This is a genomic window from Avibacterium volantium, from assembly GCF_900635775.1.
Lineage (GTDB): Bacteria > Pseudomonadota > Gammaproteobacteria > Enterobacterales > Pasteurellaceae > Avibacterium > Avibacterium volantium.
Genome location: NZ_LR134167.1, coordinates 1,326,724 through 1,350,145 on the forward strand (window position 1 = coordinate 1,326,724; position 23,422 = coordinate 1,350,145).

Genomic DNA, 23,422 nt, shown 5'->3' on the forward strand with positions numbered 1-23,422 from the left:
GACAAAACTACCACAAAAATTAAGAAATTATGGGAAAGAAAAAACGTTCAGCAAGTTCAACCCGTTGGTTGAATGAGCATTTTAAAGATCTATTTGTGCAAAAAGCACATAAGCAAAAATTGCGTTCTCGAGCTTATTTTAAGCTTGATGAAATTCAGCAAACGGATCGCTTATTTAAACCGGGTATGACCGTGGTAGATCTCGGTGCAGCACCGGGTGGTTGGTCGCAATATGTGGTGAGCCAAATTGGTGGCAAAGGGCGTGTTATCGCCTGTGATATTTTAGAAATGGATCCTATTGTGGGGGTTGATTTTCTGCAAGGGGATTTCCGTGAAGAAAATGTATTGAATGCTTTGCTGGAACGCGTAGGTGAGGCAAAAGTTGATGTGGTAATGTCGGATATGGCGCCAAATTTTAGTGGTATGCCATCAGTGGACATTCCTCGTGCAATGTATTTAGTGGAACTGGCTTTGGATATGTGTAAACAAGTATTGGCGCACAAAGGCAGTTTCGTTGTGAAAGTTTTCCAAGGTGAGGGCTTTGATGAATATTTAAGAGAAATTCGTTCTCTGTTTAGTGTCGTTAAAGTGCGTAAACCTGAAGCATCTCGTGGGCGTTCTCGTGAGGTGTATATTGTGGCAACGGGTTACAAATATTAACTATAAATTCAATAACTTCTCATTTTGGAATGAATGTAGTAATCTTGTAACAAATTATTAACTTAGAAAAACGAGGTCAAACCTTGAAAGATATGGTCAAAAACTTAGTCCTATGGATTGTGATTGCAGTAGTTATGATGTCTGCATATCAGGGCTTTAGCGGTAGTTCGAATGGTAATCTTACCGATTACACCACCTTTATTACTGATGTGGGTAATGATCAAGTACGCCAAGTGCGATTTGAAGAGAACGAATTACAAGTTACTAAATCTGATGGTTCAAAATATTCAACCGTAATACCAATTTATGACGATAAATTATTGAATGATTTATTAAATAAAAAGGTAAAAGTAGAAGGAACGTTGCCAGAAAGACGTGGTATTTTATCGCAAATTCTCATCTCTTGGTTCCCAATGCTATTGCTTGTTGGCGTATGGTTCTTCTTTATGCGCCAAATGCAAGGCGGTGGCGGTAAGGCGATGAGCTTTGGTAAAAGCCGTGCCAAAATGCTCACCAAAGAGCAAATTAAAACCACCTTTGCTGATGTAGCAGGCTGTGATGAAGCCAAAGAAGAAGTGGGGGAAATCGTTGATTTCTTGCGTGATCCAAGCAAATTCCAAAAATTGGGCGGCAAAATTCCAAAAGGGATTTTAATGGTTGGACCACCGGGAACGGGTAAAACCTTATTAGCTAAAGCCATTGCAGGTGAAGCGAAAGTACCATTTTTTACCATTTCAGGTTCTGACTTCGTAGAAATGTTTGTCGGCGTGGGGGCTTCTCGCGTGCGTGATATGTTTGAACAAGCGAAGAAAAATGCGCCTTGCTTGATTTTTATTGATGAAATTGATGCAGTGGGTCGCCAACGTGGTGCAGGCCTTGGTGGTGGACACGATGAGCGTGAACAAACCCTTAACCAAATGTTAGTGGAAATGGACGGTTTTGAAGGCAATGAAGGGGTGATTGTGATTGCCGCAACCAACCGTCCAGATGTGCTTGATCCTGCCTTAACACGTCCAGGGCGTTTTGACCGCCAAGTGGTAGTGGGCTTGCCAGATGTATTAGGGCGTGAGCAAATCTTAAAAGTGCATATGCGTAAAGTGCCTGTTGCACCAGATGTAAATGCGATGACCCTTGCACGTGGCACACCGGGTTATTCAGGTGCTGATTTAGCTAACCTTGTGAATGAAGCTGCACTATTTGCTGCTCGAATGAACAAGCCATTGGTTTCAATGCTTGAGTTTGAAAAAGCGAAAGACAAAATCAATATGGGGCCTGAACGCCGCACAATGATTATGACGGATAAGCAAAAAGAATCCACCGCTTATCACGAAGCAGGACACGCCATTGTGGGCTATTTAGTGCCAGAACACGATCCAGTACATAAAGTAACCATTATTCCGCGCGGGCGTGCTTTAGGGGTAACTTTCTTCTTACCAGAAGGGGATCAAGTAAGCATTAGCCAAAAACAATTAGAAAGTAAACTTTCCACCCTTTATGCTGGGCGTTTGGCGGAGGATTTGATTTACGGTGAAGAAAATATTTCAACTGGTGCATCAAATGACATTAAAGTCGCAACGAATATTGCGCGTAATATGGTTACCCAGTGGGGCTTCTCTGATAAATTAGGGCCAATTCTTTATTCTGAAGATGAAGGTGAAGTATTCTTAGGACGCTCAATGGCGAAAGCAAAACATATGTCTGATGAAACAGCGCACCTTATTGATGAAGAAGTGCGTGCGATTGTAACGCGTAACTACGAGCGCGCAAGACAGCTATTAATTGACAATATGGATATTTTACACGCAATGAAAGATGCGTTAGTGAAATATGAAACCATTGAAGAAGAGCAAATTAAACAGCTGATGAACCGCGAGCCAGTAACGCCACCAGCAGGTTGGGACGACAACGGCAAAGCAAGTTCAGAAAAAACGGCTGAACCAAATGCTTCTGCAAAAAATCAAAGTACGGCAGATCAAAGTGCGGTAGAAAATTCAGACAAATCTGAACACAACTAACCACTTAATAAATATTAAAGGACTGATTTTTATAAGAAATCAGTCCTTTCTTTTTTCTTCTTTAGGCTTTAACATAAAGTAAATTCAAATAACAAATCCAGTTTATTTTTTATTTTAATTTACTGTATCAGTGAAATTGAGAATAACCGAATGAATTATGCAGATTGGCTTGCTTTCGCAGAAACACAACTTGCCGACAACAAAAAGACAGATCCTTTCATTAATCCCGAGGTGGATGCCAGCCTATTATTACAATTTGTAACAGGGCGTTCTCGTTCGTCTATTTTGGCCTTTTCTGAAACCGTGCTTTCAGCACAAGAACTCGTACAGCTTGAGAGATTATTACAACGCCGCATAAACAGTGAGCCAATGGCTTATATTCTTGGTCAGCAACCCTTTTGGACGCTTGATTTGAAGGTGTCTGAAGATACGCTTATTCCAAGAGCAGACACGGAAATTTTAGTGGAAAATGCGTTAATTTGTGCGGAAGAACGCATTTCATCAGCTCAATTTGGCGAAGAATTAAAAATATTAGATTTAGGCACAGGTACAGGGGCAATTGCAATAGCCCTTGCACAAGAATTGCGATCTAGATCGAAAAAATTATTTAAAGTTTCTGTTGTGGGTGTTGATCTTATTGATAATGCGGTAAACTTAGCTCAAGACAATGCAAAACGCAATGATGTTGATAATATTCTTTTTTATCAAAGTAATTGGTTTGAAAATTTACAAGATCAGCGTTTTGATATCATTGTAAGTAATCCGCCTTATATTGATAAAGATGATCCGCATTTGCAGTTGGGCGATGTGCGATTTGAGCCATTAAGTGCTTTAGTTGCCAAAGAACAGGGGTATGCAGATTTGCGGCATATTATCATCAATGCGCCAACTTATCTAAAACCGCAAGGGTGGTTGTTATTGGAGCACGGTTGGCAGCAGGGAGAGAAAGTGCGGTCTTTTTTTCAAAAGAATTTGTGGCATAACGTTATTTCTCGTAGGGATTATAACCAAAACGAACGTATAACATTAGCTCAATTAAACACAAGAGGGAATGATTGATGAATACAAATCGCAACGCAATTTATAATGAAATGCTTAACTTTTATGTGCTTACAGGGAATGATGGGCAACGCGAGCTAGGGAATATTCATTCAATTATGAATGGTTTTTTAACTCAAGCAAGAGAAGCTATTGAGCAAGAAAAAGATGATGAAGCAAAAATCAGAAAACTGATCGATTTAGTTTATGTTGATTGGGGATTTTTGACGGATTCTAATAATTCTTTTGACCACTCTAATTATTATCTACCTGATGTTTTAACAAATCGTCGAGGTGTGGCAATTTCTGTTGGCGGCGTTTTATTGTATCTCGCTGAAAAATTAGAATTACCAATTTATGCAATGGAATTTCCAGTCAATATTATGCTTAAAGCAGATGTGAGTGGAAAACATCTCTATTTTGATCCTTGGACTGGCAGAGAATCTTCAGAAAAATATATTGAATACATTTTTAGAGTGCATTACGGTGATGAAGTAGAGTTCTCTGTTCCATTACTAGGTGAACTAGATGAAGAAGAGTTAGAGTTCCGTTATGGTCAGTTAGCAAAAAATTCTTTAATGCGAGAAAATAACTTTGAACCAGCCTTGGCTTATATTGAAAACGTGCTAGAACGTTATCCGGGCAGCTTAGATGAAATTCGTGATCGTGGGATTTTAAAAATGCAGCTTGGGCGTCTTCAAGAAGCATTAAAAGATCTTGAAGAATTTGTTGAAAAAAGACCTGATGATTCTTTTTCAATAATGTTCAAAGAACAATTACCGTTAATTAAAAAAGACATTGAAGCGCAAGAAAAAGCAAAAAAAGAATCTATTCACTAAATTTATTAGAGAAAACTATGCAAAATAAAGTTATTAAAATTGGTAACATTGAAGTCGCGAACGATAAACCATTTGTTCTATTTGGTGGAATGAATGTGTTAGAAAGCCGTGATATGGCAATGGCAGTGTGTGAAAAATATGTTGAAGTAACGCAGAAACTCAATGTGCCTTATGTGTTCAAAGCGTCTTTTGATAAAGCGAACCGCTCATCAATTCATTCTTACCGTGGGCCGGGAATGGAAGAGGGGTTGAAAATTTTCCAAGAATTAAAAGACACCTTTGGCGTTAAAGTGATTACCGATGTACACGAAATTTATCAATGCCAACCTGTGGCTGAAGTGGTTGATGTAATTCAGTTACCTGCATTTTTGGCGCGTCAAACCGATCTTGTTGAAGCAATGGCTCGTACAGGGGCGGTGATCAATGTGAAAAAGCCACAATTCTTAAGCCCGGGACAAATGGGAAATATTGTAGAAAAAATTGAAGAATGTGGTAATGATAAAGTGATCCTTTGTGATCGTGGAACTAACTTTGGCTATGATAACCTTATTGTAGATATGCTTGGTTTTAGCGTAATGAAGAAAGTTTCCAAAGGTTGCCCTGTGATTTTTGACGTAACCCATTCTTTGCAATGTCGTGATCCTTTTGGTGCAGCGTCAAGCGGTCGTCGCGCACAGGTAACAGAATTGGCACGTTCAGGGCTGGCTGTAGGGTTGGCAGGGTTGTTCCTAGAAGCTCACCCTGATCCGCAAAATGCCAAATGCGATGGGCCTTCTGCTTTACCATTAGCCAAATTAGAAGCCTTTGTAAGCCAAATGAAAGCGGTAGATGATTTGGTTAAGTCTTTTGAGGAATTAGATACATCAAACTAATTGCTTGAAGATTAAATGTTAGAGAAAACGAACAATAACAGGTGAGTTTTAGGCGGAAATATGATAAAAATACCGCCTTGTTTTAATTTTTTCATTTGAATAGGAAACAAAATATGTCAAATTTACAAAATATCATTGAAGCTGCCTTTGAACGCCGTGCAGAAATAACCCCTAAAACGGTAGATGAAGAAACGCGCGCTGCGATCGAAGAAGTGATCGAAGGTTTGGATAGCGGCAAATACCGTGTTGCAGAAAAAATTGACGGTGAATGGGTAACTCACCAATGGTTGAAAAAAGCGGTATTGCTTTCTTTCCGTATTAATGACAATCAAGTGATTGACGGTGCAGAAACCAAATATTACGACAAAGTAGCCCTTAAATTTGCAGACTATGACGAAGCACGTTTCCAACAAGAAGGTTTCCGTGTTGTGCCTTCAGCAACCGTGCGTAAAGGTGCATATATCGCGAAAAATGCGGTATTAATGCCATCTTATGTAAACATTGGCGCTTACGTTGGCGAAGGTACAATGGTAGATACTTGGGCAACCGTTGGTTCTTGCGCGCAAATCGGTAAAAATGTTCACCTTTCAGGTGGCGTTGGTATCGGTGGTGTATTAGAGCCATTACAAGCTAACCCAACCATTATCGGCGATAACTGCTTTATCGGCGCGCGTTCTGAAGTGGTTGAAGGCGTTATCGTAGAAGATGGCTGTGTAATCTCAATGGGCGTATTCATCGGTCAATCAACTAAAATCTATGATCGTGAAACTGGTGAAATCCACTATGGTCGCGTACCAGCAGGCTCTGTGGTCGTTTCAGGTAGCCTTCCTTCAAAATGCGGTAAATATAATCTCTATTGTGCAGTAATCGTGAAAAAAGTTGATGCGAAAACCCTAGGTAAAGTCGGTATCAACGAGTTATTGCGTAGTATTGATGAGTAATATTTAATACTAATTAATCAAAAATAAAAATCTGCACGAGAGTTTCTTGTGCAGATTTTCATACCAAAATATCAAAATGTAGTACCATCTTTGTTGCAGTGATTGTTAATAATATTTTCTATTTGCTCAAAAAGAACTTTAAAGTTCTTAAAGTAATTGGTATCTTTATTTTTTACCCATTTGGAAAAAAACACTTTATTTGAGCTAGTAGAATCAAGTTTTCTTAGTAGAAAATGGAATTTCTCTGGAATATTGTATTTATTAATGAACATATCTGTTAAATCCATCTTTTCTTTGGTAAGAGCAGTGTCTCTTTTTATATTAGTGAATACAAGAATATTTTCTTTTATAGCAAGATTAATTAACTCTATAGGAAACATAAGTTCCATTGATATTGCGATGTTTATATCTGTATATTTTGAAGAAAACTTTTTTATTTCATCTGTTATAGGTAGAATGCCGGCATAAATAGCCTTATTTTTTCCAATCTTGTAAAAGATAGTTTCTTCATCTTCAGAATAGTTACCAATTATTTTACTAAATAAATTCATGCCTTTATCATCTCTATCCCAGAGACAGATAATAATATCTGGCTCTAAATCACTATCTGGTTTTTCGCTTTCATCGAATATTTTACTAGTCTTAATTAATGAAGAAATATTATCTGCGCCATTTGCACTAATAAATTTACATATGGCAGTTCTTCCAGGGTAAAGTTTTTCATATGCTATATTTAGTATATCTTTATCTGTGACCCCCTCTACAATAATTCTAGGTAAATTTTTATCTTGCAATTCTTTATTTAAACGCTCGTTTTCTTCTTTTAATTTTTGGCTTCTATCAAATTCCTCTTTAGCTCTTTTAGTAATTAATGCAGTTATGCCTAGATTATTATCAAGTAGATCTTTTAAAGTAACCCTTTTAGCTGATGTTTCAGCATTACTATCGGAAGAATTTTGTGATATATACCATTTAGCTATGTGCTCTCCCTCAATATCATAAAACGCAGGAGAATGAGTTGTAACAAATATCTGGTTACCTTTGCAGAACTCATCTGAAAATTGTTTAGCTAAGAGAAATGCAGCACCAAGTTCTAAAGATGTTTCAGGTTCTTCATATGCCCATATATGATATTTAGTACTATTTTTAGTAATGAAATCTAATATGTATGGAATATGACGTGCTTGTATTCCATCCCCTCTTTTTTGTAATGAAACATGGTGATCATTATAACTTGTTGAAAAATCTAAACTATTAAATAATACTTTTAAATCTGTAGGTGGGCTAATATCGCTTTTAATTCCTATTCCCTCTTCAATTTTTTTAGTCATTTCTTCGGTGTTTTCATTGATTAACTTTGTTAATGCCTCTGTTGATAATAAAAGTTCAGAATTATCATCATTAAATAATGTATCATGTAGCATATTTAAAAAGTAAGAGAATACACTCCTTCCTCTTATAGCTGGGATATAATGAAATGATAGTTTATTTAAGAACTTAGGAATTATAGTTGGGGAAATATCTTTAGAATAAATTGTTTCAGGAGCTTCTGAATATCTATTCCAACTTTTCTTCACGGAAAACTCTTGAGGTAGTGATTTCCATTTTAAAAAATTATTAAAATATATTCTAATCCATATAGATGCTTTTCCTTTTTGCTTTCTTACCTCTTGAGAACGTTTTTTAGTTAAATCATCATGAAAATAGAAATTTTTATCTAATTCTGTTTGGTTATTAAAGAATAAATTTAGAGCTTTTAATATATTTGACTTTCCGCTATCATTATTCCCAATAAGAATATTTAAATCTTCGGCGCGCTCTAAGTTTATTTTATATACTGAACGAAAATAATGTATTTCTATTCTATTTATAATTTTCATATACTTTTCCAAGTTCGTTTTTAAATAAAATTATTAGATTTTACAAGCTCCGCCAGCGCAATCGTCATTGAGATCTTCTTGGCTATCTTCTGCGCCATCACGGGTGTTTTGGTAGTAAAGGGTTTTCACGCCGTATTTGTAAGCGGTTAATAAATCTTTTAACAACACTTTCATTGGCACTTTACCGTCTTCAAAACGTTGTGGATCGTAGTTGGTGTTGGCAGAAATCGATTGGTCGATAAATTTCTGCATAATACCTACTAAATGCAAATAACCGTCATTATTTGGAATGTCCCATAATAATTCGTAGTTTTCACTGAGGTTTTCATAATCTGGTACAACCTGTTTTAGGATACCATCTTTTGATGCTTTTACACTAACGTGTCCACGCGGTGGCTCAATGCCGTTGGTTGCATTAGAAATCTGCGATGAGGTTTCTGATGGCATAAGCGCTGTGAGTGTTGAGTTGCGTAAGCCGAAGGTTTTAATGTCTTGGCGCAGGCTTTCCCAATCGTAATGTAATGGCTCTTGTGTGAGCGTATCCACATCTTTCTTATAAGTATCAATCGGTAAAATGCCTTGTGCATAAGTGGTTTGGTCGAAATATTCACAAGCGCCCATTTCTTTAGCAAGGTTCATTGACGCTTTCAATAAATAGTATTGAATGGCTTCAAAGGTACGGTGCGTGAGATCGTTAGCGCTGCCGTCCGAATAACGTACACCATTTTTGGCTAAATAATAAGCGAAGTTAATTACCCCGATACCTAAAGAACGGCGCGCAAGAGAGCTACGTTCTGCCGCGATCACAGGGTAATCTTGATAATCTAATAGAGCATCTAAGGCACGCACAGCAAGATCTGCAAGCCCATCTAATTCATCAAGGTTTTCAATCGCGCCTAAGTTGAAGGCAGAAAGCGTACAGAGCGCAATTTCACCTTCTTCATCGTGGATATGAGAAAGTGGCTTAGTTGGCAATGCAATTTCTAAACAAAGGTTAGATTGGCGCACTGGCGCAACGCTTGGATCAAATGGCGAGTGCGTATTACAGTGATCCACATTCTGAATATAAATACGCCCTGTTGAAGCACGTTCTTGCATTAATAGTGAGAACAGTTCAACGGCTTTCACGCTGCGTTTACGAATATTTGGATCTTGCTCATATTGCGTGTAAAGACGCTCAAACTCATCTTGATCGGCAAAGAATGCTTCATATAAACCCGGCACATCAGACGGGCTAAACAAGGTGATTTCGCCGCCTTTGATTAAGCGCTGATACATTAATTTGTTAAGCTGAACGCCGTAATCCATATGGCGAACACGGTTATCTTCCACACCACGGTTATTTTTTAACACTAACAGGCTTTCTACTTCTAAGTGCCAAATCGGATAATAAACCGTTGCCGCACCACCACGCACGCCACCTTGCGAACAAGATTTCACCGCAGTTTGGAAGTATTTATAGAATGGAATACAGCCCGTATGGAACGCTTCACCACCACGGATCTGGCTACCTAAGGCACGAATTGCCCCTGCATTTACCCCAATTCCCGCACGTTGTGAAACATATTTCACAATAGCAGATGCCGTGGCGTTAATTGAATCTAAACTATCGCCACATTCAATTAACACACAAGAACTGAATTGACGGGTTGGTGTCCGCACCCCTGCCATAATTGGAGTAGGCAGAGAAATTTTAAATGTCGATGTAGCATCGTAGAAACGGCGTACATAGTCTAAGCGCGTTTCTTTTGGATAGTTTGAGAACAGGCTCGCCGCCACCAAAATATACAAGAACTGCGCTGATTCATAAATTTCACCCGTTACACGGTTTTGCACCAAATACTTGCCTTCAAGCTGTTTGACTGCTGCGTAAGAGAAGGTCATATCACGCCAGTGATCTAAAAAGCCGTCCATTTCGTCCCATTCTTCACGGCTATAATCGGTTAGCAAGGCTTGATCATATTTGCCTAAACGCACTAATTTCTTAACGTGATCATACAAACGCGGTGGATCAAAATGCCCATAGGCTTTTTTACGCAAATGGAAAACCGCAAGGCGAGCAGCCAAATATTGATAATCAGGTGTATCTTTACTGATTAAATCTGCCGCTGCTTTAATAATGGTTTCGTGAATATCCGAAGTGCGAATGCCTTCATAAAATTGAATGTGGGAACGCAATTCCACTTGAGAAACAGAAACGTTATCCAATCCTTCCGCTGCCCAAGTAATCACTCGGTGAATTTTATCTAAATCGATGGGTTCTTGTTTTCCGTCACGTTTGGTGACCATCATAGCTTTGTTCATAGAAATGATTCCGACTGGTTAGTATTATTTGTCAAAACCACAAGATATAGTGGTTTATTGAAAACGTGCTACAAGATAATGTGTTCTTAGCAAAACTGCAAGCACTAAATTTTACGTTCGATTATTGACATAAACTAAGTTATTTATAAATAAGCAAAAATCATGAAAGCTGATTTATCCCTTATTTTTATAAGGAATTAAAAGGCAAAGTGCGGTTAAAAAATGTATAAAAAATCACAAATTTTTCAATAGCTAAGAGAAATTTACCGATTTTTATTGACCTATTTTTCTCTTCTATGTTAGAAAAACTTACTGATGACATTCATTTTTCTTATAACAGAGAAATGATCCATTTGGGTGGATACTTTCAAGCCCGCTATTTTACTAGGAGAGATTAATGGTTCGATACATTCGATACTTTATGAAATTAGAAGCAGCCAGCGGAATGTTACTGCTATTTTTCGCTGCGTTTGCAATTTTATTGGCAAATACACCGTTAAGCCGTTTTTATTTTAGTTTTCTTGATGCGCCAGTGGTGATCCAATTTGGCTCAATTGTGCAAATTAACAAGCCACTCTTAATGTGGGTGAATGATGGCTTTATGGCCGTGTTTTTTGTACTGGTGGGATTGGAAGTAAAACGCGAATTGCTCACAGGGGCAATTTCAAGCTATCAAAAAGCCATTTTCCCTGCCGTTGCTGCCTTGGGGGGAATGGTTGTGCCAGCGGCGATTTATTGGTTTGTTACTAAGGATACTCCACAATATCAAGACGGCTGGGCAATTCCAATGGCAACAGACATCGCTTTTGCGCTGGGGGTGCTAGGTTTGCTTGGCAGCCGTGTTCCTTTCGCATTAAAAGTGTTTTTACTTGCATTGGCGATTATTGATGATTTAGGCGCGATTATTGTGATTGCCTTGTTCTTTTCACAGGATTTAAGTACCCGCGCCTTAATTCTTGCCAGTATTGCCATTGTGGGCTTGATTTTGCTTAACCGTTTTAAAATATCCAATTTAGGGCCTTATGTGATTGTCGGCTTAGTGTTATGGGTATCCGTGCTGAAATCAGGCGTACACGCCACGCTTGCAGGCGTTATCATCGGTTTCAGTATTCCGCTCAAAGGCAAAAACGGCAGAAAAGTGTTGCACGATATGGAACATATTTTAGCCCCTTGGTGTTCTTTCTTTATTTTACCATTATTCGCCTTTTCCAATGCTGGGGTATCCTTATCAGGAATGGGGTTAGACACCTTAAGCTCGCCACTCACCTTAGGCGTGATCTTAGGGCTATTACTGGGAAAACCACTAGGTGTCTTTTTGTTTAGTTATCTCTCAGTATTATTCCGTATTGCAAAATTGCCTGAAGGAATTAATTTTAAACAGATTTTCGCCATTGCCTTGCTCTGCGGTATTGGTTTTACTATGTCAATGTTCTTAGCAGGTCTTGCCTTTGGTGGCGATGGGGCAAGTGAAATGGCAAGCTTTGCTCGAGTAGGTATCTTACTTGGTTCTGCCATTTCAGCGGTAGGTGGTTATTTCTTACTAAAAGTTTGTACGAAATCTAAGGGATAATATGAGATAAAAAAATCGGGCTATTCAACGTAGCCCGATTTTTCATTAATGTTATTTTTTCAATGTTGGAATATATTCCGCTAATCCTTTCATTTCTTCTTCACTTAAACGAGATTTCGCTGCATTTCCTGCACCGACAATTTCCCCCGCCTTACGTTTTTCAAGTGCGGTGAGAATTTCTTCAGTTTTTAAGCTATTGATAATTGCAGATTGATTTAATGCTGATTTTTCGCCTTGTTTGCCGTGGCACATTGCACAAGAGCGATTAAAAATTTTTTGCGTATGCTCAAGGCTTTCATTAGCGTGGCTGTTGAGCGCCAATAGTGAGCTTGCAATAAAAAATAGAGTAGAAGCGTAACCTTTCATTATTTTTCCTCAAATAGTTTTCGTAATTCGTCCTCAGGGATTAAGCCCTCGAATTTATAAAGGATTTTTCCTTTAGGATCAAGCACGAATGATGTCGGTGTGCCAACCAACTGATAACGTTCAGCCGTGATATTAAGCTGATCTTTGGCAATCGGCAGTGTGAGTTGATTTTTGTCTGCGACAGCTTGTGTGTTACCGCGTTCACCATCAATATTGATGGCTAAAAGTTGTAAGCTCTCGGGATAGCTTTGGGAAAATTGCTGTAATAATTTCATTTCAACAATGCAGATGCCACAGGTTTCTGACCAAAAATTGATGAGCAATTTTTTCCCTGCAAATTGGCTTAATTCCACCTTGTTGCCCTGCAAATCAAAAGCCGCAATATCAGGGGCTTGGCTGCCGATGTTGGCGGTTTGGTCTTTACAAGAAATAAGCAAAAAAAGCACCGCACTTAATAAACCGAGTTTTAGACTATTTTTTAATTGCATTCTGTTATCCATAAAAAAATTGACGTGCTATGTTACCACAGAATGTCGCATTCAATATTTTTTGATTTGTAAATTAACAATAAAGCTATCCAGTACAACACTGTATAGCGTTTTTCTGTTAGAATAGCCGCTAATTTTATTTACCCTAACCCCGAATTGAATAAATGGATAGCCAAAATGTGATCAACGCCTTTGCGGAAACGGGCGTGCTGAGTCAGCATATTAAAGGATTTCGCCCCCGAGCCGAGCAGCTAGAAATGGCGCAAGCCGTGGCGCAGGCGATTTCACATAAGCAAGCCCTTGTGGTGGAAGCAGGAACAGGCACGGGGAAAACTTTTGCGTATTTAGTGCCTGCGTTGCTTGCGGGCAAGAAAACCATTATTTCCACGGGGTCAAAAAATCTGCAAGATCAACTCTTTAATCGTGATCTTCCCGCTATTAAAAAAGCGTTGGGTTATATGGGCAAAATCGCGCTTTTAAAAGGGCGGGCCAATTATCTTTGCCTTGAACGTTTGGATCAGCTAATTGCGCAAGGGGTATTGGGCGATCGCACGATGTTAGCAGATCTGGCTAAAGTGCGGAAATGGAATAATGCCACTAAAACAGGGGATTTAAGCGAATGTGTGGAAATTGCGGAAGACAGCCCGATTTTGCCACAGCTTACCAGCACCACTGAAAGCTGCTTAGGTTCAGAGTGTCCGAATTACGGCGATTGCTATGTGGCGGCGGCACGTAAAAAAGCCTTAAATGCCGATTTAGTGGTGGTGAATCATCATTTATTTTTTGCTGATATGGCGGTAAAAGAAAGCGGCTTTGGCGAGCTGATCCCTAATGCGCAGGCGATAATTTTTGATGAAGCCCATCAAATTGCTGATGTCGCGAGCCAGTATTTCGGCATATCCCTGACTTCACGTCAATTATTTGACTTATGCAAAGATGCCAATATTGTTTATCGCACAGAATTAAAAGATATGAAACAGCTCGGCGTGGCGGCGGATACCTTGCTCAAGGTGGTGCAAGATTTTCGTTTATTATTGGGTGAGGGCAATCGCCGTGGCAACTGGCGTGAGCTGTATTCTCAGCCTGTGATGGCGCATTCCGCAGATAAAAGTGCGGTGCAAAAATGCGTAGAATTATTGCAAGAAAAACTGGCATTTTTATCTGATGTGGTGAAACTTGCGCTAGGTCGTTCGCAAACCCTAGACAGCATTTTTGAGCGCATTGCCAGTATTCAGGTGATTTTAAAACGTCTGCAAGAAACCCATTTGGTGGGATATTGCTATTGGTATGAAACAATGGGGCGTGGCTTTGGTTTGTATATTACACCGCTCACCGTGGCAGATAAATTCGGTGAACAGCTCAGCCAAAAAGAAGCCGCGTGGATTTTTACGTCTGCCACCTTAGAAGTGGGGGGCAATTTTCAGCATTTTTGCCAACGTTTAGGCATTCAAAATGCCGAGCAGAAAATTTTACCGAGTCCATTTAATTATCCTGAACAAGCCTTATTATGCGTGCCACGTTTCCTGCCTGCATTGAACCAATCGCACACGCAAACGCAGCTCGGGCAAATGTTATTACCGATCATCGAAAAAAATCAGGGGCGCTGTTTTGTGCTTTGTACCTCTTATTCAATGATGCGTGGGCTGGCAGATTTTTTCCGTGAACACAGTGATTTAACCGTGTTATTGCAAGGGGAAACGGCAAAAAGCAAATTATTAGAACAGTTTACCACCCAATCTCACGCTGTGTTGGTCGCCACTTCCAGTTTCTGGGAGGGGGTAGATGTGCGCGGTGATGCCCTCTCCTTAGTAATTATTGACAAATTGCCGTTCACCGCACCTGATGAGCCTTTGCTGAAAGCGCGAATGGAAGATTGTCGCTTACAGGGTAAAGATCCGTTTAATGAGATCCAAATTCCCGAAGCGGTGATCACCTTAAAACAAGGGGTAGGGCGTTTGATCCGCGATGTAACCGACCGCGGTGCGGTGATTATTTGTGATAGCCGTTTGGTGATGCGATCCTACGGTGAAACTTTTTTGAAAAGTTTGCCTAATGCTAAACGAACCCGAGATTTAAACAACGTAATCCAATTTTTAACAGAGAAAAAACAATGACAACTTTACTTGCTTTAGATACTTCAACGGAAGCTTGTTCCGTTGCCTTATTGCATAAAGGGGAAATCACCCATTTAGACGAATTGGCGCAACGCACGCACACAAAGCGCATTTTGCCAATGGTTGATGAAATTTTAAGCCAGTCTGGTGTTACACTCAATCAAGTCGATGCCTTGGTTTTTGGGCGTGGCCCCGGTAGTTTTACTGGTGTGCGTGTTGGGGCGGGTATTGCGCAAGGCTTGGCGTTAGGGGCAGATTTGCCCGTTATTCCCATTTCTAACCTCACCGCAATGGCACAGCAAGCCTATGAGCAATATGGCACAACACAGGTGCTATGCGCCATTGATGCCAGAATGAATGAAGTCTATTTTAGCCAACTTCAAGCGCAAAAAGTGCGGTCAGATTTTGGTGAGTTTTTTGACTGGCAAGCGTTAGTTAGCGAGCGAGTTTGCACCCCAGAAGCCGTGCTTCAGCAGGCTCAACAAATGGAAGATTGCGTTAAAGTGGGAACTGGCTGGCAGGCTTATCCGCAACTTGCCGCATTAGATTGGGCGAAAGATTCCGACATCACCTTGCCTTCTGCCAAAGCAATGTTGCCTTTAGCCTTGCCTTATTACTGGCAGAAACAATGGATAAGTGCGGTGGAAATTGAGCCAGTTTATTTGCGCAATGAAGTCACTTGGAAAAAGTTACCTGGGCGTGAATAACGCATCAGCATTTGGCACATTCGTGAGCTAGTGATAAAATCCGTAAGATTTAATAAAAATAATAAGGATAACAAATGGAAAAGCCTTGGTTTATCAATTATCCAGAAGGTGCAGAAAGGGAACTGGATACTTCCGCCTATGAAAATATTTTAGATATGTTTGATAAGGCGGTGCGCGAACACCCTGATCGGGCTGCTTATATTAATATGGGGCAAGTGCTGACCTTTCGTAAATTAGAAGAGCGTAGCCGCGCCTTTGCTGCTTATTTGCAAAATGAATTGAAGTTACAACAAGGCGATCCTGTGGCATTGATGATGCCAAATTTATTGCAATATCCTATTGCGCTATTTGGTATTTTACGCGCTGGAATGGTGGTGGTAAATGTTAATCCCCTTTACACACCAAGAGAGCTAGAACATCAGCTACAAGACAGCGGTGCGAAAGCCATTGTGGTGGTGTCAAATTTCGCTTCAACCCTTGAAAAAGTGGTGTTCAATACAGAAGTGAAACACGTTATTTTAACCCGAATGGGCGATCAGCTTTCTTTTGGTAAGCGCACGCTGGTGAATTTCGTGGTGAAATACATTAAAAAGCTCGTGCCAAAATATAAATTACCGCACGCCGTAACGTTCCGTGAAGTGCTGTCTGTGGGCAAATATCGTCAATATGTTCGCCCACATTTAACCGGCAATGATCTTGCTTTCTTACAATATACGGGCGGCACAACAGGCGTTGCCAAAGGCGCAATGCTTTCTCATCACAATATTATTACCAATGTATTTCAGGCAAAATGGATTGCCTATCCTTTCGTGGGCGATCACACGCGCGAACGCAAAGCCATTTTGGCTTTACCGCTGTATCACGTTTTTGCTTTAACCGTAAATTGCTTATTGTTTATTGAGCTGGGCGTTACCGCAATTTTGATCACCAATCCGCGTGATATTGATGGTTTTGTCAAAGAGATGAAAAAATATCGCTTTGTTGCCATTACTGGGGTAAACACCTTATTTAACGCCTTGTTGAATAATGAAAATTTCAAAGAAATCGATTTTTCACAATTAAAACTTTCCGTTGGTGGGGGAATGGCCATTCAGCAATCTGTGGCAACTCGTTGGCACGAAACCACCGGTTGTAACATTATTGAAGGCTATGGAATGACAGAATGTTCGCCATTGATTGCCGCTTGTCCAATCAATGTAGTGAAACACAATGGCACTATTGGTGTTCCCGTGCCGAATACGGATATTAAAATCATCAAAGATAATGGCGAAGAAGCTCAACTTGGTGAACCAGGGGAGCTTTGGGTGAAAGGCGAGCAGGTGATGCAAGGGTATTGGAAGCGTCCAGAAGCCACAGCAGAAGTGCTGAAAGACGGCTGGCTTGCCACAGGGGATATTGTGGTGATGGACGAATCTTATAGCTTACGCATTGTAGATCGCAAAAAAGATATGATCTTGGTTTCAGGCTTTAATGTGTATCCAAATGAAATTGAAGATGTGATTATGCTCAATTACAAAGTGGCAGAAGTGGTGGCTATTGGCGTGCCAAATGAAGTGTCGGGGGAAACCATTAAAGTATTTGTGGTGAAAAAAGATGAAAGTTTGACGCGTGATGAGCTACGCCAACATTGCCGCCAGCATCTCACCGGCTATAAAGTACCGAAAGACATTGAATTTAGAGATGAATTACCAAAATCCAATGTAGGTAAAATTCTGCGCCGCGTACTGCGCGATGAAGAATTAGCCAAACGACCAGCAAATTAAATTTGCTTAATTTACTTGAATAGCAACAAAAGCGGACGATTGTCCGCTTTTGTATTGTAAAAGTGATGGAATAAAATTATGCCAGCAATAAAAAAAGAAATCAAAAATCCACCGCATTTTCAAATAGTTACTTCGGATATTGTGCTAGCAGAAGTATGCCAGCGAGCAAGAGAGAAATCTTGCGTGGCATTGGATACGGAGTTTATTCGTACCCGAACCTTTTATCCTAAATTGGGGCTAATTCAGCTTTATGATGGTGAGCAGGTTAGTCTGATTGATCCGTTGGAGATTGATGATTTCTCTCCTTTTATTGATTTACTGGCTGATCAAAATGTGGTGAAAGTGTTGCACGCGTGCAAGGAAGATTTGGAGATTTTTCACCACTATTTCAAACAATTACCAACGCCGTTAATTGACACACAAGTGATGAGCCATTTTTTAGGCTTTGGTCGTTCAATGGGATTTGCCAGTTTGATTTATCATTATTTTGAGCTGGAATTAGACAAGGGCGCTTCACGTACTGATTGGCTAGCTCGTCCGTTGTCGGAAGTGCAGTTACGTTACGCTGCGGCAGATGTGTGGTATTTAATTCCTTTATATGAGGAAATGCAGCAACACTTGGCACAAACACCGTGGCAAAGTGCGGTGCAAAATGAGTGCGAATTTTTATTGGAAAAATGCCAAAAAACTAAATCACCCGATACAGCCTATTTAGATATTCCAAATAGCTGGAAACTGAATGAAAGGGAGTTGATGGCGTTAAAATTATTAGCCAAATGGCGTGTGGAAGAAGGAATAAAACGCGACATTGCCCTGAATTTTATTGTAAAAAGTGAGCATTTATGGCTTGTGGCAAAACATTTTCCTAAACATACTTCGGAGCTGCTTGATTTAGGCTTACTACCAATGGAAGTGCGGGTGAATGGCAAAAAAATGTTGCAGCTTGTTGAAAAAGCAAAACGCACAGCAAAAGAAGAATATCCGTCACGAATTGTTCGTTTGGTTGATGATCCACGTTATCGTTCTGGGCTAAAAATTTTGCAACAGAAATTAAAAGAAATTACCCCAGCAGAGCTGCCGATAGAAGTCATTTCAAGCAAACGTGGTTTAGAAAGTTTGATGAAATGGTGTTGGATAAAACAGCAAGATCCGAATGATTTACCTGATTTGTTACAGGGCTGGCGAAAAGAGTTTGGTGAAGTTTTGCTCAAATCTTTACAAAGCTTTTAACTATATTGCTTGGCAATTTCTCATTATAGGGATTAGAATAGCGCATTCTCATTGAGAATTATCTTATAGTATTTAGCTATATTATTTTGTCTATTATTGAAAGGAAAATGCAATGAATAAAATTATTAAATTAGGTACAGCGGTTCTTTTTGCTCTTTTTGTTGCGGCGTGTAATAAAGCGGATCCTGCAGCGGATTATCAGAAATTAGTTGAGTGGAGCGTGGCGAACCAACAAAGCCAAGCGGCTTTCCAGCAAGAATATATGCAAAAATTGTCATCAGGCGATGAAACACAAATTGCTGAAGCAATGAATGCGTTAAGCGCAAGAAATGCCGAAGTACAAAAAAGCTTGAATGCTTTAGATATTAAAAGCCCTGAAATCAAACAGTTAAAAGATAAAATGCAATCGGTATTAACCTTAACTTCAGAGCTTGCAAAAGACGGTTTAGCGTTAATGAACAATGCAACGCCTGAAGCCACTAAAGCGGTGCAAGAGAAAACAGAAAAAACCACTGCTGCAACTGTGGAGTTACAAAAACTTCAAGCTGAATTAGCAGAAAAATATGGTAAAAAAGCAGAGTAAAATCGCTTCATTATTTGTAAAGGCCGCCGTTAAGGCGGTTTTTTTATGCTTGAATTTATTGCAGCGAAGGGATTTGGCGAAATATCTTCTTAAAGAAGATAAATTTTAAAAGCAATGAGAAAAGGGATTTCCGTATTATTAGGTGTAGCAGAAATGTTTTTCTATGAAGCAAAAAAGTAAGAAACGCAAATTGATTAGAAAAATACTGAAAGTTGTTTATTTAATCAGTTAAAGAGAAATCATAATGAAAGATTTGCAATTCCCTGGGGCTTGGGGCATAATGCGGGCGTTCTGTTGCTAGATTTGGTGGCAGATGTTATGGAAACCTTCTCGGTTCCTCGCAACGAGGTCTGGTTTACCCGGTCAGGTTCGGAAGAAAGCAGCCAAAGTCAGATTTTTCGTGTGCCGAGATCAAGCTGGGAAGGTTTCCGCCCAGCTTTTCTTTTCTCAACTTTTTCTCTTAAATCAATCTTTCACTTTTTCAATTCAACTAAATTCTTTCCACTAATTGTTTGAAAAAGCCGTTTTCTTTTACCATTAAGGTTTGATAATTGCCTTGTTCGATCAATTTGCCATCATCAATAATGCAAAGATTATCAAATTGTTCAATCGCGGTAAGGCGGTGCGTTACCATAATTAAGGTTTTGTTTTGACAATGGGTGAGGATTAAACGCAGAATTTGACGTTCTGTTTCGCGATCTAAACCTTCGGTAGGTTCATCAAGCAGTAAAATAGGTGCTTGATTGAGCAATACGCGCGCTAAACCTAAACGGCGCTGTTCACCGCCTGAAAGCGGGCGGCCGCCATCGCCAAGCCATTGAGCTAAGCCTTGTTCTTGCTCTAGCAATTTGCCTAAGCCCACTTGGTTTAGCACGTCAATCATTGCCTCATCAGAAATCGGTTGCTGATTAGCCATCTGTAGATTATTACGCAAGGTATCGCTAAAAATATGCACACGCTGGGTTAAAAAGCACATCTGGTTGCGCAAACTTTTTTCGCTGTAGCTTTCAATTAGTTGATTGGCAAGGAAAATTTTTCCTTGGTAAGGATCGTAGTTGCGTACTAAAAGCTGTAATAGGGTGGATTTGCCACTGCCGGTTTTGCCTAGAATGGCAACTTTTTGTCCTTGTGGAATTTCAAGGTTGATGTTCTGTAGTGCAACATCTTTGCGCTCAGGATAAGTGAAACTCACTTGCTGAATGGAAAGATCAAGTGCGGTGTTTTTTTCGATAGTTTTTTGTCCGTTAAATTGTACGAGTGGCGTTTGTTCGGTGATTTCGGTAACCCGTTCGGCAGAAGCAATCACTTGCCCGATATGCAAAAATGCCGAACCCAAAGGCATTAAAATCTCAAAGGCAGCCAGTGCAGCAAGGGCAAATAGGGCGATAATCGCAGGGCTGTATCGATCACTACCAAAGTCGGCATTGGCGGCAAACCATAAGGTGAGCGCGAGCAAAATGCCATTGGCAAAAAGCACAAGTGCGGTGGAAAATCCGCTTAAATTGGCTTCTTTTTGTTGAAAGTGTTGCCATTGCTGTTCTGTTTCGTCCAGTTTTTGTTTGAGCGGTTTTTCGGCATTAAACAGCAATAATTCTGCTTGGGATTGGATATATTCCACAAATCGCGTGCGATAAACAGCGCGCGCTTGAGTGAGTTTATGCCCGAACTTTTGCCCTAAATGATAAAAAATTGTTGGCACAAGCAAGACAAGTGCGGTCAACATTGCACCAAAAAAGAGTGCGAGCGGAAGGTTAAAAAAGCTTAAGCCTAGGGTGAGAAAACCAATCACTAACAAAGCAGTGATAAAGGGCGCGAGCAAGCGAAGATAAAGGCTATCGAGCGTATCCACATCTGCCACTAAGCGGTTTAATAAATCACTGTTACGATAGCGATTTAGCACCGCTGGGCTTAGGGGAATGATCTTTTGGAACACTTGCACACGCAATTTAGCAAGAATTCTAAAGGTGGCATCGTGAGTAACGATTTTTTCAAAATAACGGGCTACGGTGCGTCCAATCGCCAATCCGCGCACGGTGGCTGAGGGATAGAAAAAATTGAATAATGTGCCAATGCCAGCCAAGGCGGTTGTGGCCAAGAACCAGCCTGAAACCGTTAATAAACCAATGCTGGCGGCAAGCCCTGTGATCATTAGGATTAAGCCTAAAAATAACACGAATTTGGCGTGCTTAAATAAACGTAAAAATGGTAAAAGTGTACGCATTAATTAATATCCTGTTTACGTTGTGCAAGAAGTTCTGCGAAAAATCCGTTATTTTGTAACTCAGCAAAATTGCCTTGTTGAACGATTTGTCCTTGTTGCATTACAAAAATGCAATCGCATTGTTTGAGATCTTCAATGCGGTGCGTGATCATCAAGGTGGTTTGTTCACGGCTAATTTTTTGCAAGGCGGAAAGCACCAGATTTTCTGACTGTGCATCAAGGCTGGCGGTAGGTTCATCAAGGAGCAATAAATGGCGATGACGCAATAAGGCGCGGGCAATGGCTAAACGCTGTGCTTGCCCCACGGAAAGGCCAATGCCTCCTTCTTTGATTTCGGCATCTAGCCCTAATTTATCGGTAAATACAGTAGCCTGTGCTTGTGGCAAGGCGCACTGAATTTGTTCATCGCTGGCTTGGATACCGCCTAAGAGCAGGTTTTCGCGAATCGTACCTTGTAATAACAAGGGATTTTGTCCCACCCAAGCAATCGCACTGCGCCATTGGGTTTTATTAATTTGATTGAGTTCAATGCCATTAATTTTCAGGCTGCCTTGATAGTCTAAAAAGCCGAGTAGGGTATTGATTAATGAAGTTTTTCCTGCGCCACTTTGCCCGACTAACGCCGTATGACTTTTAGCTGGCAGATGAAAATTAAGGGGGTGGGTGAGGGGTTTGCCCTGTGGCGAGAGTACCACCAGATCTTGCGCGGAGATTTCAACTGTTTCATTTAACGTGAAATCTTGGCTTGCTTTTGCTTCATTTAAAATAGGCTGTTCTAAAAATTCCACAATGGCATCAGCTGCACCAATGGCGGCTGCGCGGTCGTGATAATAAGTGCCAAGATCACGCAAAGGCTGATAAAACTCTGGGGCTAGAATTAAGCAGAAAAAGCCGATAAATAAGGTGATAGGCGTGCCATAAGTGCCGAAATCAAGCTCACCTAAATAGCTAAAACCAAAATAGACGGCCATTAGCGCAATGGAAATCGAGGTGAAAAATTCCAACACCGCAGAAGATAAAAACGCCATTTTCAGCACGTCCATTGTGGTTTCGCGGAAATCTTCCGTGGCTTGTTCAATATGTGCGGTTTGTTCTTCCGTTTTATTGAATAAGCGTAAGGTTTCCAGCCCGCGCAGGCGATCTAAAAATTGACCACTTAATTTTGCCAAGGTTTGCATATTTTTTTGGCTGCTGTCTGCGGCGGCGATCCCAACCAAGATCATAAAAATTGGCACAAGGGGAGCAGTAACGAGCAAAATGAGTCCCGCCGCCCAATTTAGCGGAAAGACGGCAATTAAAATAATAAACGGAACGATCACCGAAAGGGCTTGTTGAGGTAAATAGCGTGCGTAGAAATTATGTAGATTTTCCACTTGTTCTAACATTATGCTTGCCCAACTGCCAGCGGGTTTTTGGTTAATCATTGCTGGGCCAACTTGATGTAATTTGGTGAAAATTTGTTGGCGAATAAAATGTCGTAATTTTTGACCGCACTTGAAACCAAGGCGTTCGCGCCAATACAAAATGATCGCACGCAAGCCAAAGCCGATTACTAAGGCGATAAAATAACCGATTAAATTTTCTCTTGCGGTTTGCGCCATAATGAGCTGATGTAATAGGGTGGCGAGCAAGTAGGTTTGTGCAACTAAGATCAGAGATGAAAGGCTAGCCAATAAAATATTTAGGCTAAGTAACTTTTTTATGGGTTTTTGTTGGGCGCGTAGCCATTTTTGTAGGTGTCGTTGGCGAGCTTTATCCATAATTCTGCGTAAAAGGGTTAAGTAAGATAATAAGGAAAAAAGAAAAGCGGTGCATTACGGTAATAATGCACC

18 protein-coding genes and 1 other RNA gene are annotated in these 23,422 nt (G+C 40.3%); 13 read left to right on the forward strand and 6 right to left on the reverse strand.

Features of this window, described 5'->3' with window-relative positions; translation table 11 throughout:
• Window positions 1-29 precede the first annotated feature (29 nt).
• The 6 genes from rlmE to dapD all read left to right on the forward strand — a co-directional run bounded on the left by rlmE (window position 30) and on the right by dapD (window position 6,364).
• A complete protein-coding gene (gene rlmE / locus ELZ61_RS06450) occupies window positions 30-659 on the forward strand; it encodes a 23S rRNA (uridine(2552)-2'-O)-methyltransferase RlmE (protein WP_126372281.1) in 630 nt (209 codons plus the stop codon).
• 92 nt (window positions 660-751) lie between these two features.
• Window positions 752-2,674 carry an ATP-dependent zinc metalloprotease FtsH gene (gene ftsH, locus ELZ61_RS06455; protein WP_126372283.1) on the forward strand — a complete coding sequence of 641 codons (1,923 nt, stop codon included), beginning with the start codon at window positions 752-754 and terminating at the stop codon, window positions 2,672-2,674.
• Window positions 2,675-2,824: 150 nt separating this feature from the next.
• Window positions 2,825-3,733: a peptide chain release factor N(5)-glutamine methyltransferase gene (gene prmC / locus ELZ61_RS06460; RefSeq protein ID WP_126372285.1), complete on the forward strand. Its 909-nt coding sequence runs from the start codon at window positions 2,825-2,827 to the stop codon at window positions 3,731-3,733.
• Complete coding sequence (locus ELZ61_RS06465; RefSeq protein WP_126372287.1) at window positions 3,733-4,551, forward strand: SirB1 family protein; 819 nt, start codon at window positions 3,733-3,735, stop codon at window positions 4,549-4,551. Before prmC ends, ELZ61_RS06465 begins: the two co-directional genes overlap by 1 nt.
• Window positions 4,552-4,568: 17 nt before the next feature.
• Window positions 4,569-5,423 (forward strand): 3-deoxy-8-phosphooctulonate synthase, encoded by an 855-nt coding sequence (gene kdsA, locus ELZ61_RS06470; RefSeq protein WP_126372289.1) that lies wholly within the window; start codon window positions 4,569-4,571, stop codon window positions 5,421-5,423.
• 113 nt (window positions 5,424-5,536) lie between these two features.
• Complete coding sequence (gene dapD, locus ELZ61_RS06475) at window positions 5,537-6,364, forward strand: 2,3,4,5-tetrahydropyridine-2,6-dicarboxylate N-succinyltransferase (protein WP_103852931.1); 828 nt, start codon at window positions 5,537-5,539, stop codon at window positions 6,362-6,364.
• 71 nt (window positions 6,365-6,435) lie between these two features.
• Here dapD and ELZ61_RS06480 read toward each other — a convergent pair whose 3' ends face one another.
• Together ELZ61_RS06480 and nrdA are read right to left on the reverse strand one after the other, a co-directional pair.
• Window positions 6,436-8,244: an ATP-dependent nuclease gene (locus ELZ61_RS06480; protein WP_126372291.1), complete on the reverse strand. Its 1,809-nt coding sequence runs from the start codon at window positions 8,242-8,244 to the stop codon at window positions 6,436-6,438.
• Window positions 8,245-8,277: 33 nt separating this feature from the next.
• Window positions 8,278-10,548, reverse strand: coding sequence for a class 1a ribonucleoside-diphosphate reductase subunit alpha (nrdA, locus tag ELZ61_RS06485; protein WP_103855149.1), 2,271 nt, complete (start codon window positions 10,546-10,548; stop codon window positions 8,278-8,280).
• Window positions 10,549-10,945: 397 nt separating this feature from the next.
• On the opposite strand from nrdA, the gene nhaA reads away from it, so the two are divergent.
• The gene (gene nhaA, locus ELZ61_RS06490; protein WP_103855960.1) at window positions 10,946-12,118 is read left to right on the forward strand and encodes a Na+/H+ antiporter NhaA; all 1,173 of its coding nucleotides are present in this window, start codon (window positions 10,946-10,948) and stop codon (window positions 12,116-12,118) included.
• A 51-nt stretch (window positions 12,119-12,169) separates the two neighbouring features.
• Here nhaA and ELZ61_RS06495 read toward each other — a convergent pair whose 3' ends face one another.
• Window positions 12,170-12,484 (reverse strand): c-type cytochrome, encoded by a 315-nt coding sequence (locus ELZ61_RS06495; RefSeq protein ID WP_126372293.1) that lies wholly within the window; start codon window positions 12,482-12,484, stop codon window positions 12,170-12,172.
• The gene (locus ELZ61_RS06500; RefSeq protein ID WP_126372295.1) at window positions 12,484-12,972 is read right to left on the reverse strand and encodes a TlpA family protein disulfide reductase; all 489 of its coding nucleotides are present in this window, start codon (window positions 12,970-12,972) and stop codon (window positions 12,484-12,486) included. The genes ELZ61_RS06495 and ELZ61_RS06500 overlap by 1 nt, the downstream gene beginning before the upstream one ends.
• A 164-nt stretch (window positions 12,973-13,136) precedes the next feature.
• Between ELZ61_RS06500 and ELZ61_RS06505 the strand changes: the two genes are divergently transcribed.
• The 6 genes from ELZ61_RS06505 (at window position 13,137) to ffs (ending at window position 19,795) form a co-directional block, all read left to right on the forward strand.
• Window positions 13,137-15,086 carry a DNA repair helicase YoaA gene (locus ELZ61_RS06505; RefSeq protein ID WP_126372297.1) on the forward strand — a complete coding sequence of 650 codons (1,950 nt, stop codon included), beginning with the start codon at window positions 13,137-13,139 and terminating at the stop codon, window positions 15,084-15,086.
• The gene (gene tsaB / locus ELZ61_RS06510) at window positions 15,083-15,793 is read left to right on the forward strand and encodes a tRNA (adenosine(37)-N6)-threonylcarbamoyltransferase complex dimerization subunit type 1 TsaB (protein ID WP_126372299.1); all 711 of its coding nucleotides are present in this window, start codon (window positions 15,083-15,085) and stop codon (window positions 15,791-15,793) included. The genes ELZ61_RS06505 and tsaB overlap by 4 nt, the downstream gene beginning before the upstream one ends.
• A gap of 74 nt (window positions 15,794-15,867) precedes the next feature.
• A complete protein-coding gene (gene fadD / locus ELZ61_RS06515; RefSeq protein ID WP_126372301.1) occupies window positions 15,868-17,556 on the forward strand; it encodes a long-chain-fatty-acid--CoA ligase FadD in 1,689 nt (562 codons plus the stop codon).
• A 78-nt stretch (window positions 17,557-17,634) separates the two neighbouring features.
• A complete protein-coding gene (gene rnd / locus ELZ61_RS06520) occupies window positions 17,635-18,786 on the forward strand; it encodes a ribonuclease D (protein ID WP_126372303.1) in 1,152 nt (383 codons plus the stop codon).
• Between the two features lie 112 nt (window positions 18,787-18,898).
• Complete coding sequence (locus ELZ61_RS06525; protein WP_126372305.1) at window positions 18,899-19,369, forward strand: hypothetical protein; 471 nt, start codon at window positions 18,899-18,901, stop codon at window positions 19,367-19,369.
• A 327-nt stretch (window positions 19,370-19,696) separates the two neighbouring features.
• An RNA gene (ffs, locus tag ELZ61_RS06530) (signal recognition particle sRNA small type) lies at window positions 19,697-19,795 on the forward strand.
• 64 nt (window positions 19,796-19,859) lie between these two features.
• Here ffs and cydC read toward each other — a convergent pair.
• Together cydC and cydD are read right to left on the reverse strand one after the other, a co-directional pair.
• Window positions 19,860-21,590: a heme ABC transporter ATP-binding protein/permease CydC gene (cydC, locus tag ELZ61_RS06535; protein ID WP_126372307.1), complete on the reverse strand. Its 1,731-nt coding sequence runs from the start codon at window positions 21,588-21,590 to the stop codon at window positions 19,860-19,862.
• Window positions 21,590-23,350, reverse strand: a complete 1,761-nt coding sequence (cydD, locus tag ELZ61_RS06540; RefSeq protein ID WP_126372309.1) for a heme ABC transporter permease/ATP-binding protein CydD — start codon at window positions 23,348-23,350, stop codon at window positions 21,590-21,592. Before cydD ends, cydC begins: the two co-directional genes overlap by 1 nt.
• Between the last annotated feature and the right edge of the window lie 72 nt (window positions 23,351-23,422).